The organism is Paenibacillus sp. y28, from assembly GCF_037137075.1.
Lineage (GTDB): Bacteria > Bacillota > Bacilli > Paenibacillales > NBRC-103111 > JBBBNV01.
In genome coordinates this window covers 77799-90352 of sequence record NZ_JBBBNV010000012.1, presented here as the reverse complement: position 1 = coordinate 90352, position 12554 = coordinate 77799, and the positions used below count along the sequence as shown (strand labels likewise).

At 55.2% G+C, this 12554-nt stretch carries 11 protein-coding genes; 3 read left to right on the top strand and 8 right to left on the bottom strand.

The features are described from left to right. Window positions 1-325: 325 nt before the first annotated feature. Entirely contained in the window at window positions 326-808 is a 483-nt protein-coding gene (locus WBG83_RS11885) for a hypothetical protein (protein WP_336745247.1), read from the bottom strand. Window positions 809-1055: 247 nt separating this feature from the next. Continuing rightward, window positions 1056-1502 carry an OsmC family protein gene (locus WBG83_RS11880; protein WP_336745246.1) on the bottom strand — a complete coding sequence of 149 codons (447 nt, stop codon included), beginning with the start codon at window positions 1500-1502 and terminating at the stop codon, window positions 1056-1058. Window positions 1503-1643: 141 nt separating this feature from the next. On the opposite strand from WBG83_RS11880, the gene WBG83_RS11875 reads away from it, so the two are divergent. Then, window positions 1644-4715 (top strand): hybrid sensor histidine kinase/response regulator, encoded by a 3072-nt coding sequence (locus WBG83_RS11875; RefSeq protein WP_336745245.1) that lies wholly within the window; start codon window positions 1644-1646, stop codon window positions 4713-4715. A gap of 250 nt (window positions 4716-4965) precedes the next feature. On the opposite strand, the gene WBG83_RS11870 is transcribed toward WBG83_RS11875, so the two are convergent. Continuing rightward, window positions 4966-5694: a DUF6602 domain-containing protein gene (locus WBG83_RS11870; RefSeq protein WP_336745244.1), complete on the bottom strand. Its 729-nt coding sequence runs from the start codon at window positions 5692-5694 to the stop codon at window positions 4966-4968. A 473-nt stretch (window positions 5695-6167) separates the two neighbouring features. Beyond that, window positions 6168-7007, bottom strand: coding sequence for a sulfurtransferase (locus WBG83_RS11865; protein ID WP_336745242.1), 840 nt, complete (start codon window positions 7005-7007; stop codon window positions 6168-6170). 315 nt (window positions 7008-7322) lie between these two features. Between WBG83_RS11865 and WBG83_RS11860 the strand changes: the two genes are divergently transcribed. Then, a complete protein-coding gene (locus WBG83_RS11860) occupies window positions 7323-8852 on the top strand; it encodes an MDR family MFS transporter (RefSeq protein ID WP_336745241.1) in 1530 nt (509 codons plus the stop codon). Window positions 8853-9032: 180 nt separating this feature from the next. Here the strand turns inward: WBG83_RS11860 and WBG83_RS11855 are convergent, their stop codons facing one another. The 4 genes from WBG83_RS11855 to WBG83_RS11840 are packed head-to-tail and all read right to left on the bottom strand — an operon-like array spanning window position 9033 to window position 11675. Beyond that, on the bottom strand, window positions 9033-9470 hold the full coding sequence (locus tag WBG83_RS11855) for a DUF350 domain-containing protein (protein WP_336745312.1): 438 nt from the start codon (window positions 9468-9470) through the stop codon (window positions 9033-9035). A 9-nt stretch (window positions 9471-9479) separates the two neighbouring features. Next, window positions 9480-10838: a glutathionylspermidine synthase family protein gene (locus WBG83_RS11850; RefSeq protein WP_336745240.1), complete on the bottom strand. Its 1359-nt coding sequence runs from the start codon at window positions 10836-10838 to the stop codon at window positions 9480-9482. A gap of 13 nt (window positions 10839-10851) precedes the next feature. After that, window positions 10852-11184, bottom strand: coding sequence for a hypothetical protein (locus WBG83_RS11845; protein WP_336745239.1), 333 nt, complete (start codon window positions 11182-11184; stop codon window positions 10852-10854). Window positions 11185-11204: 20 nt separating this feature from the next. Then, window positions 11205-11675 carry a hypothetical protein gene (locus WBG83_RS11840; RefSeq protein WP_336745238.1) on the bottom strand — a complete coding sequence of 157 codons (471 nt, stop codon included), beginning with the start codon at window positions 11673-11675 and terminating at the stop codon, window positions 11205-11207. A gap of 314 nt (window positions 11676-11989) precedes the next feature. Between WBG83_RS11840 and WBG83_RS11835 the strand changes: the two genes are divergently transcribed. Beyond that, window positions 11990-12478 (top strand): GNAT family N-acetyltransferase, encoded by a 489-nt coding sequence (locus WBG83_RS11835; protein ID WP_336745237.1) that lies wholly within the window; start codon window positions 11990-11992, stop codon window positions 12476-12478. Window positions 12479-12554 lie beyond the last annotated feature (76 nt).

Here is a 12554-nt window from a genome sequence, read left to right as displayed (position 1 = left end):
GCTTGCCCAGGTACGAGAGGATTCGTCACCGGATTAGCCTCGTTGCCTACCTACAAGCTATGATTCGGCCGCACCGGATATGTCGTTTGTCACGCGGCCGCTTCCAACGCGCGCGAATCCCACGCCTCGCGTTGCAGCACGGCGTGGCGGTCGGTCCGACCCCACGCGCACCCTGCTTCCGGGCGCAAATGATACGAAGCGAATGCCAAGGCAAAGGCCGGTCCCCCGAAGGGAGTCCGGCCTTTGCCTTGCTTTTCAACAAAACTGCCTATGAATCGAGGTCCGTTGCAGCGCACGAAGCGGTGCGGCTACGCAAAGCCCCGGTTTAGTTTTTGCACACGACATCCGTGACTGTGGTTTGTTTCCCGTATTTGTTCGTCGCCAGAAATGTGATTTGGTTTGCGCCCTTCGTCAAGCTGATCGATTTGGACGACTGCCACGAGCTTTGCAGCTCGTCGTTGATATACACGCTAGGCGATGTATCGTTCTTATCACTTACCGTCCATGTCAGCGTTATAGTCGAGGCCGATGTTGTTGTCGGCACGTAGCCCGGAGTCAGCTTCGACGCGGGCGGGTTGAAGTAGACGGTCTTCGCAATAACGGTTTGCTTGCCGCTGGAATTGACCGTTTTGAACTCCAGATGGTTCTCCCCCTGCTCCAGCGTAAGCGCCGCGCTCGTCTGCCAGCTGGAATACTCTTTGCCGTTTATGTAGACCTGCGGAGACGTATCGTTTTTATCCTTCGCCGTCCAGGACACGTTCAGCGTCTGCGTCTCGGTTTCGGCCGGAGAAGGCAGGCGGGCGATCACCCAGCTGGCTCCGGTCCTATCTGAAGATCAGCCGTCTGAAAACCGTCCTTGCGAGAACGGCAGACGAATGACGGCGACCCTGGCGCCCGATGAAACGCGTCTAAGCCCATGAAAAACCCCTTTATCAGAGACATCCCGTTCAATCCGGTAGGTTTCTGCATAAAGGGGACTTGTGCTGCTTCTCCCGCCGCGGCCCGTTCTGACTGTCCCGTTTCCTTCGCTTTCCTTATCCGGGAACCGCCAAGCGTTAGCCTTCGATGATGATCTGTTCTAACTTGAGAGCAACCGGGTTGGCGATCGTATCCCCGACCGGGCACTTACTCTCCAAAAATTGTATAAATTGCTCGATATTCTCCCTGGGAGAATCGGTTTTGATGCGGAACGAATAACGGATCTCAGCGTAGCCCGGACGAACCTCGGAACGATTAAAAAAACCGTCCAAATCAAGATCGCCCTCAACATCAACTTGGAAGTCGTCAAGCTTCACCCCGAACTTGGGCGCATAGACCCGGGCAACAATAGATTGGCATGCCCCGAGTGAGGCCAACAACGCCTCGACCGGATTCATTCCTGTATCTGTTCCGCCCAAGCTCTTCGGCTCATCGATTGTCAGCTCGAAGTGTCTCGCACGTGTTTTCACTTTAACACCATCCTGCAAATGCGCTGTTGCTTTGAAGGTCTGAACGGATGCCATGGTATACTCTCCTTTATCGGTTATATTCATACTATTTATATAGGAATAGTTTTAATTTTAGCAATGGAAGTCCTTTCCTGTCAATCCTAATCTGAATAGCTGCCCCATTTGGAGGATTATGGCGAAGATCGTCGAATAAAAATGAGTATGACAAAAACGCGGATATTCACCATAACCTTTCTCTTTATATTGATCATCACCAGCTTTCGGCTGGCCTGGATTTATTCGGACTGGCCGTCCGAACGACCGCTTGCCGTGGACGGTGTACTCGATCTTCGAGATACCTCGCTGAATCGACCGATTCTGCTGGAGGGCGAATGGACGTTCTATCCCGGGCGGTTTCTGCTGCGCGAAAATCCCGATTCCCCTCGGACAGGAGGGGTCTCCCTTACTCTGCCCGGCTCGTGGAAGGGACAGCTTGCCGATCCGGAGCAGACGACCGGCTATGGAAGCTACCAATTGTTCATCCAGTTCGAAGCTCCCGGCGAAAAAAGACTGGCGATTGCGATGCCCAGTACGGCAACGTCCTCCGAGCTGTACGTGGATGGCGTCAAGCTGGGGGCGGCCGGCGTGCCGGGCACAACAGCCGACGAAACGGACGCTTTCGAAGGCCCGTATAATGTCGTGTTTTGGACTGATAAATCTGAAATAGAGATTGTTATCCATGCCGCCAATTTCGGCAATTTGGTCCAGGGCGGACTGCTCAATTCGATTCAGTTCGGAACCGAGAACGTTGTCATGGGCCACAAGCAGTTTTCCATGTCCATGCAATTGCTGGTTTGCGTGTTCCTGCTCATTCATGTGGTGTATGCGCTCATTCTGTACATCATGGGGGCGCGGTACCGGGCGCTGCTTTCTCTTGCTCTAATGATGATTAGCGCCGCTCTGTCTGTCCTCGTAACAGACGATAAGCTGCTGCTTGCCTGGCTGAAATTGCCTTATTCCGTCAGCTTAAAGCTGAACATCCTCAGCTATATCTGGGTAGCGGCCCTGCTGATCCTCTGCGTGCACCAGCTCTATCCCAAGCTGCAGAAGCGGCCCTGGCACATGTACTACGGGGCGATCGTTCTGGGCGTGACCATTGTGGTTATACTGCTGCCGTCAACCTATGCCTCCATTGTGGACCTGTACACCATTCCTATCATGCTCGCAGGGTTCCTCTATGTACCGGTCTTGACCCTGCGCGCTACACTGCGGTTTGACGGAGACGCGATTTTTTTATGGCTCGTGTTTGTCAGCTCGGCTATCAATTTGAGCTGGGGCCTTATGTATAATTTCAACTACGGCTTACGGTCCATTCATTTTTACCCGGTAGACTTTATCGTTATGTTTCTGGCTTTTGCCTCCTACTGGTTCAGATTGTACTTCCGGAATTTGCAGCAAACGGCGCAGCTGGCTTCAGAGCTGCAGAAAGCGGATAAGCAAAAAAATGATTTCCTCGCCAACACCTCCCATGAGCTTCGTAACCCTTTGCATGGGATGATTAATATTGCGCGCAGCGTGTTAGAGGAACAAGCTGTCCGCCCTGCGGGCCGGGAAAGGCTTGAACTGCTTGTTCGCGTCGGGAAGCGCATGTCCTTGCTGCTGAATGACCTTATGGACTTGGACCGGCTGCAGGCCAAGGGACTGCGCCTCCAACCGAAAGCCATACAAGCACAGGCGGCAACGGCGGGCGTTATCGATATGATGGATTTTATGCTGGAGGGCAAGCCCCTTGAGCTGCGCAATGAGATTCCCGAATCGTTCCCTCCGGTTCTGGCCGATGAGAACAGACTGGTCCAAATTTTATTCAACCTGATTCATAATGCGGTTAAGTTTACAGCACAAGGCCATATCACGATTCGGGCGGCCGTTCAGGAGAAGCTGGCGGTCCTTGAGGTGGAGGACACCGGAATCGGGATCGAGCCGGAGGCGCAGCAGCGGCTTTTTGAGCCCTATGAACAAGCAGATTCCAGCATAACCGCCCTTGGCGGCGGAATCGGCCTCGGCCTAAGCATCAGCCGGCAGCTGGCCGAGCTGCACGGCGGCACGCTGGAGGTACAGTCGGGGCCGGGACAAGGCTCTATTTTCAGGCTTACCCTGCCCTTGGCTTCGGAAGCAGCACCGCCTGCGCCCCTGCCTGCGCCGGGAGAAAACGACTGGAAGGGCGCGGCGAAGCAAACCGCTGCAGAAGCAGCCTCCGATTCAGAGTCTTCCGATGCAGTATTGGAAGCCAGAACAATTAGACCCCGAGTGCTCGTCGTGGATGACGATCCTGTGAATCTGCGGATTCTGGAAGGAATGCTGCCCAAGCAGCGCTATGAGGTTACTGCTGTGTATTCCGGGCATGATGCCATGAAGCTCATAGACGAGGAGGAATGGGATTTGGTTGTGTCGGATGTCATGATGCCCCGCATGTCCGGCTACGAGCTGACACAAACGATACGGCTGCGCTTCTCGATGTCAGAGCTGCCCGTGCTGCTCCTGACAGCCCGCAGCCAGCCCGAGGATATAGCCGCCGGTTTTCTGGCCGGGGCCAATGATTATGTGACCAAGCCCGCCGACAGCCTGGAGCTGCAGCATCGCGTACGGGCACTCACGGAGCTGAAGCTGTCGGCCGGTGAACGGCTGCGGATGGAAGCGGCTTGGCTGCAAGCCCAGGTTCAGCCGCATTTCCTGTTCAACACGCTTAACTCCATCGCGGCCCTGAGCCAAATCGACATCGGACGCATGAGATCCCTGCTGGATGTATTCGGCAAATATTTGCGGGCCAGCTTCGATTTCCGCAATTCCGAGCGGGTAGTGCCGTTGATGCAGGAGCTGTCACTGGTCAAAGCCTATCTGTTTATCGAGCAGGAACGCTTCGGCAATCGGCTCCATGTGCAGTGGGAGGTGCCCGATCGGCTGCTGTCTGCTCCGCTCCCCCCTCTGTCAATCCAGACCCTGGTTGAGAACGCAGTCCATCACGGTGTACTGAGACGGATTGAGGGAGGAACCGTGCATATTGCAGCTGAAGAACGCAGCCACCATATCGAAATCCGGGTATCGGACGACGGCATCGGCATGGAGGATCATATTTTGAAGCAGGTGCTGGAGGATATGTCCGGGGAAAGCCCCGGCATAGGGCTTCGCAACACAGACCGCCGCCTTCGCCAAATCTACGGCAGAGGCCTCAGCATCAGCAGTGCTCCGTGCCAAGGCACAACAATCACGTTCAGAGCGGGCAAGCCCTGAGTGCGAATTGTTGCCCGCTCTTGAGCAAGCAAGGATGAACCCACGAATGGAGCTCGTGCTGATTTCGAGCTGGCTCCGGCCTTAACGTCAGCACGATCGCTCCCCCTCAGGAGGAAGGATTGTATCGAAGATATTCTGAATCATTCTGAATGAAGATCCGGGTCTGAACCAAACCCAAAAGGTGGATAGCTACAACCCTGCTGTTTGCAGCTTGTTGGCGGTTATTTGCAAATCGATGATGTCGAATTCTTTAAATAGAGTCAAGCGCCTGACTGTACAAATCTATATCCATTGCAGGAACGGTCCCAAGGTTTTGTAGTTGAGTGAATAATTTAATAAAAAAGAAAATCCAAGTCTCCTCTTTTGAACTTGTATCAAATGTCCCATCCGGTTGTAGAAGAAATGAACCGCTGTCCAATGTACAGCCAATGTTGAGCCGTTGCAAAGGTTCCAACGCTCCGGTTACCTCCTGAAATGACTTTCCAAATGGTGGTTTCCAGTCTGAAGAAGTAGTAATTATACCAGCTACAATGTCGAAAACTGGCCGTGGTGGATAAGTACCACCAGCATGAACAATAGGTACAGATGTCCGTTTGAGCGCACGAACCGACTTTGCCTTCTTAGCAGCATATTCAATATGCTGTTTGTTTAATGTTTGTTTTACTTCAAAAATTGCATAGACACTCTCAGCCGGAATATATTTGACACCAGCATGACAAAAAACGAATGGGGAGTACTGTTGATCGTAAATGACCAGATCAATTTGGTCACTACGTGTCCCAGTATGATCCACAATAAAGGCAGTATCTACACAGTATCTGTTCGGCAAATAAGTACCAAGAAACTCGATCCAACTGAATTCAACAGCATTCCCTTTGGTCGGGGCATGTGTAACATGCTTGCGTATGAGAGATAATTTCATAAGCATGTCCTGCTGCATTTCAAGAAACAATTCTTTCATATTCACTTTATTAGTCATAACACTCCTCCTACCAAATGATGTCTCTCCAATATTCTTGAGAACGACTTTTTCTCGCTTTTTTCTGAATAGATTTTTGGTACTTGTACAGGTCATCAGAGATGATATTGTTTGTATTTTGCTCCACACTCCCGAATTTGCATGTTCCTGCTATTGAATTTTTACAAACTAAGGTCCACCGATAACAGCAACAAAACGCAAGAGAATTGCTCCCGAAATTAGTCTTTCCCCTGCTCACAAACAAAGGATTCGCCATGCCTGTTTGTGAATGACCGCAAGCAAAGCATCCGAGCATTCAACAACAACCTGATCCGACTGCCTGACTGCGGCTGGTTCCGGAGTTCCTGCAACTGCTTTCCTCGGGTTCATGTTTGCAAGCTGTTGACAGAAAAGCCCAAAGAGGGCTGCGACAGGTTACATGCTCATAACCTGTCACAACCCCCAAACCCGCGTCCGACGCGGCCTCTCAGCTCTTACTTTTCCCCCGTCGCAACCGGATTGTCGGGATAGCTGATCCAATCGCTCCAGCTACCCGCATACAGCTTCACATGGGGAAAGCCCGCTTCCTGCAGGGCCAGCACGTTCGGGCAGGCGGTGACGCCGGAGCCGCAGTACACGACAATTTCCTTGTCCTTGTCCAAACCCGCCAATCGCTGCTGCTGTCCCTCCAGCCGCTTCCAGCGGCCATTCTCGTCCAGCACGCCCTTCCAGAACAGATTGACCGCGCCCGGAATATGGCCCGCCGCCTTATCAATCGGCTCCTCCAGCCCCAGATATCGGCGCTCCTCGCGGGAGTCCAGCAGTACGGTGCCGCTTGCCCCGAGGCGCGACCGGACCTCCTCCGCGCTGAGCAGCATATCCGGCTGCAGCTCGGGGATGTACTGCTTCGGTACGGCGATCGCAGGCGGCGCAGCCGTCACCGGATAGCCCTCCTGCCGCCACTGGCTGAAGCCGCCGTCCATGACATACACCTGCTCGTGTCCCAGATAACGCAGCAGCCACCACAACCGGGACGCCATCGCCCCGCCCTGATCGTCGTACGCAACGATACGCGTCTGGCGGTCAATGCCGTGACGGCCCAGAAGGCCGGCCAGCTCGTCCATATCCGGCAGCGGATGCCGCCCCCCATGAGCCGTAACCGGCGCAGACAGCTCCCGCTCCAAATCGAAATACCGCGCGCCCGGGATATGCCCCTGCTCGTACGCCGTACGCCCCGCATCGGGCTGGCCCAGCACAAAGCGGCAGTCCGCAATGACCAGATCCTGCTCATACAGCCGGGCCAGCAGCCACTGCTTGCTTACGATTGCTTTCATTTCTTCTCCCCGCTCTCGTCTGAATTGTCCAGCTGTTTCCATTATACCGTGAACAACCACACAATGCATGGCGGGAAAGCACGGCGATTGCCTATTCCAACGAACGGCGCTCTATCCCAGCCGCCTTCATAACAGCGCCCTGGATAGGCGCGTTTCATTTGCCTGAACCGACTCTTCAAAATTCATCCGACCGCCACACCATCCCTGACACACAGCTGTCAGTATTGGTGGTTTACACTTGGTCTACCACCGACGGAAACAAGATGGCGGGACGCCGCTGCGGATCGGATATGGAGTAAAAGGGGTAGGAACAAAATGGTCAAAACGAAACAAAATATCGGTTTCATTATGGCAGGACTGCTGCTCTCGATTCTGATGGCGTCGATGGACAATACCATTGTCGCTACCGCCATGGGGACCATTGTCGGAGAAATGGGAGGCCTCGACAAATTCGTATGGGTCACCTCGGCCTATATGGCAGCGGAGATGGCCGGGATGCCGATTTTCGGGAAGCTGTCGGATATGTACGGGCGCAAACGGTTTTTCGTCTTCGGCATCCTCGTTTTTATGCTGGGCTCGGCGTTAAGCGGCACAGCGGAATCCATTGTCCAGCTGAGCTTGTACCGGGCGGTACAGGGCATCGGTGCCGGAGCGATGGTTTCAATTGCATTTACCATCATGTTCGATGTCATCGCACCCAAGGACAGAGGGAAAATGACCGGGGCATTCGGCGCCGTATTCGGCTTGTCCAGTGTGGCCGCCCCCCTGCTCGGCGGCTACATTACCGATCAAATTCATTGGGCCTGGATTTTCTATATTAACCTGCCGCTCGGCCTGATTGCCTTTCTGTTCGTTACATTGTTCTACAAAGAATCGGCCGCCCACACTCGGCAAAAAATTGATTGGCTTGGCGCCGTTCTGCTGCTCGGAGCCATCACATGTCTAATCCTGGCTCTGGAGCTTGGCGGCAAAGCGTTTGCCTGGGGCTCACCGCAAATGCTGGGGCTTTTGGCCGGCTTTGCTGCACTGACTGCGCTGCTCGTCCACGTGGAGCGCAAAGCGGCGGAGCCGATCATTTCCTTCCGCATGTTCCGCAGCCGCCTGTATACATCCAGTAATCTGATTGCCATGCTGAGCGGGGCGGCATTCATGACCGCCTCCCTGTTTATCCCGATTTTTATTCAGGGCGTGCTTGGCGGCTCGGCATCCAATGCAGGACTTGTGCTGCTCCCGATGATGCTCAGCTCCGTTGTGACAGCAACCGCAGGCGGATTTCTTATGACAAGGCTGCCGTACCGGACCATTATGCTGGCGACGCTCCTGATTCTGGTTGCCGGGCTAGCCCTGCTGGCGCTTTTTATCGGAAATTCGTCACGCCCTCTCATTACGGTGTATATGGTACTGGTCGGTTTGGGCATCGGAGCGTCCTTCTCCGTGCTGAGCAGCTCCGCACTGCAATCCTTCCCGGCCGCCCAACGCGGGGCCGCCAGCTCGACGCTCAATTTCAACCGATCTCTTGGCATGATGCTGGGCATCACGGTCTTCGGCATCATTCAGAACCATGCGCTCGTCAGCAAGCTGGCGCAAATTTGGGGAAGCCATGCGGCAAATGTGCCGCCCACTGTCGATATCGGCAGCCCGGACAAGCTGCTGAACCCCGTCTTCCGTCAATCGATTGACGAAGCGACGTTAAGCCGCATTACGGAAAGCTTATCCTCCTCTATCGCCATGACCTTCGCTTGGAGTCTTGTGCCTGCCGTTCTGGCCTTGGCGGCGGCGTTAATGATGGGCCGGGACAGACTGGATCCGGCCGCGGCGGAAGAGCCTGTTGCAGCCTCACACTAAACGGACACACGATCCTCGAGGGCCGCCCCGGTTAAAATCAAAGAACCTTCCGTTCCACTGAAGCGTGGAGAGGAAGGTTCTTTGGCATTAATGCACGGTAAAGTTCATTTACCGCGACAAGCTGCACGCACATATGATCGGCTTCGGCTCCGCCTCTTTCAGAGAGGCTGCCGAATTTACTTAATAACTGATTAACGCGGCCATCAGCAGGCCCGTGGCTACACTAAGCCGCGAAGCAAATATGCCGACCGCCACGTTGCCCTTCGGAATTTCCGACACAACCCGAAACGGCGTTATCAGCTCAAACAAATAAAACACGATAATTTGAAATACAATGCCGAGAATCCCCCACACTACCAAGTCCCACAGGCTGACAGAATGATAAATAGCGGACGCCAGCACAAGCGACAGGCCGAGAATTTTGCCCCCGAGATCGTGCGAGGCCGCTTTGGCTGCGGCAAATTTGACCGGGTCGTCGGTATTCGCCCCTTCGCGGATTAAACGGTATTCGTTATACGGCGTCGTCACCATAAATATAACGATACCGAGCGCCAGCATCGGAAGCGTGACCCCCGCATACATCAAGAAATTCATAATATTGTCCCACTGGCCGAGCATCATAAAACGTTATTCTCCCTTCTCCATCACCATCGCGCCGAGTCCAACCGGCAAATAGTAAGCCATATTCCCCGTAATGCGTCCCCCTACCCTGGCGACCACCGCCGATGCCCTTCCTGCGATGCAGAACGAGCCCCACAGCAGATGCCCTTGCAGCGGGCCTTGCAGCGTCTCTACCTCAATCTGCGGCAAATCGACCCGCTTCTGGAAGATCATCGGCTGCTCCCAATACAGTTGTTCCCCGTCCTGTTCCTCCACCGTCCCGTCCGCGTCATGCAGCGTCACCGCCCCGCCTTCGCGTCCAAAAATCGGCTTGCTGACATAAGGCATCCGCCCTTGAAAGCGGTTATCCATGTAGGTCGGCAGCATATACGCCTGTATATCCCGATGCTCTTCCTCCGTGTAAAATTGCCCCTGCTCATGCAGGCTCCATATAAGCGCCTGCAGCGCCTTCGTCTGGGAGACGAGCGCAGAGGGCGGATTGATCGCGGCCAGGCGCCCCCTCGCCATCAGGTCCAGCACGTGGGCTCCCGTCGGGTAGCCGTCGATCTCGTCCCGCTCCTCGCTCAGCTTCTCCAGCGCATGCAGCCGGTACAGCACATCAATGGGATGATGCGCTCCATCACGGTCCGGCAGACACAAGCGATCCCCGTATACGCGCAAATCGCCGAGTCCCGCAAAAATACCGTGGAGACCGGAGGCCTGCAGCAGGTAACGCGTGGTACCCGCATCCTCCTCGTGCCAATCCAGCGCGCTGAACACGATCGAATCCACCGCCAGTCCCCGGCTCCGGTACAGCGATATCGCCTCCTCAAACGCCGTGCGGAAATGCTCCGCCATTCCGGCGTTCGGGTCCGGACATCCATAAGCCTCGCAGACCCGGCCATTGACGTAATACGCCTCGACAATGCCGGTAGGGGTATCACTGTTGAATTCCAGCATTTTTAACCCGGCGGTGGTTTGAGCGAAATCGAACCGCCCAATGATCGTCGGATGCGCATCAGATAAGCTGACCCGCACCGCAGCAAGCGCCGCCTCAGGAATTCCCAGCTCCCGCAGCAAATCATCCCCGCCCTGCAAAATGACCTGCACAGTCCGGTTCATCACGCGGCTCAGCCGCTCTGTCGCGTGAGCAAGCTCCTGACGTAAAGCCGGATCTATGTAATACACCCCGGCAAGCGCATACTCCTCCTCATACATCACGTCCCAGGTGAAGGTGCCTTCTTCCCGTATCGGCCCGTACAGCCTCTCACGTTCAGCCGGGTAATCCAGCCGACAAGGGGCCCGCCGCGCCGGTACAGGCTCGGTCCAAGCTGAATCTGCACGCTCCTGCGCAGGGCCGGCGTATGATTTATGCTCCATCATCATCTCTAAGCTCCTTCTAGCTGCTGCTGCTCGAGCTGGAGCTGCCTATGCCGCCCTTGGACCCCGATGTACCGCTGGAGATGCCGCTGGACGAGCTGCTGCTTTTGCCGCTCGAATCGGTGACTGTGCCGCCCGTAGTTCCTCCTGTGCCGCCTCCCCCGCTCCGATAGTAGCCGGTGCTGTGACTGCTGCTGCCGCCGCCGTCATCGCAATAACCGTCCTGGTTCCTGTCTACACAATCCCGTGAACCGGACGAGGAGCAGCCGGCCGTCCCAACGGCGAGCGCAGTCGCCATAAACAGACTGAAAAGCCTCGTTGTTTTACTGGTTGAACCCGTTTGTTGTTCCATGTTCTTCTCCCCATATGAAGTTAGATGCGCCCCGCCGCCGTCCGGGTCGCATAATACACATAGACACGGCGGTCCTCATCAATCTCGGCGGACGTCTTCGCCCATTCGCTGCCATCCCATACGAGATAGTCCGACTGCAGGCACAATAAGGCGTCATCATCGTCCGAATACCGGAACGTATGGCGCACCGGATGCTGGTCCGAGTATTCCATAAATTCCCTCAGCTCAATGCGAATGCCCCCCCAGCGGAACGCCGGAGGCGTCTGCCGGGTACTGTCAACTACATATTCATCGGCAGAACGCCGCACATAAATAACATATGCATGCGGTTCGATGCTGCAGGAGGTTTTCTCGTACACGACGCCGTCCTTGACGAAGTAATCGCAGGCAAAACGCAGCGACACCTCATCCTGATCAATCCCGTCATAATAATAAAGCAGCGGGAACTGCGTCTCCCACTCCCCGTACTGGCGATATTCCAATCGCGCCATCCGTCGGCCCCCTCTAGCGGTTGTATGCTTGTTATACGATCCAATCCGCCAAAGAGTTTCCAATTCAGACACATTAGCCCGTCAGCCCTATATGATCCCAAGCAAGTCCTGTCGAAATGCAGGGGATAAATATGCTACAGTAGTAGTCATATCTATCGGCCGAAGGAATCATTTCCGTGCCGGGTTTCAACGTCGACTCAACATCCTTTCCACAGCCGGTTCCGATATGTCCGGTCGGTATCACCCTGAAAATGACGGTGACACGCAGAGACTTTAAGGATGGCTGCGGCGAACAGACGGGAGGTAATTTCAGCATGACCCTTGCCCCCATATTCCGCTTCGCCCCCATGACAGAAGCCCACGGGGAAGCCATTTGCGGCTGGTCCTACCCAGAGCCCTACCATCTCTACAATTGGCCCCCATGGGGAGAGATGAAGCTGCAGCAGCGTGAATTCGCCGATCCCGCCCTTCGCCGGGAGCAATACGCGGCTGTGCTCGATGAGGAGAACGATCTCATCGGGTTCGTCCAGTTTTTCCCGATGGAAGGGTGGACGCGGCTCGGGCTGGGCCTGCGCCCCGATTGCTGCGGGCTTGGCTGGGGCACCGCCTTTGTAACCGCCACGACGGCAGAGGCACAGCGCCGGGCGCCGGACAAGCAGATTGACTTGGAGGTGCTGCTCTGGAATGAACGGGCCCGCAAATGCTACGAGCGCGCCGGCTTCCGCATCTCCGATTGTTATTCACGGAACACCCCGAACGGCCCGGCCCGCTTCTACTGCATGGAATACGGCGGTTCCTCTTGAGATTTTAGAATGCAATGGATATAAAAAAACGCCAATTCGCACGGAGATTCCCCGCGGATTGGCGTGTTTAAGTTTT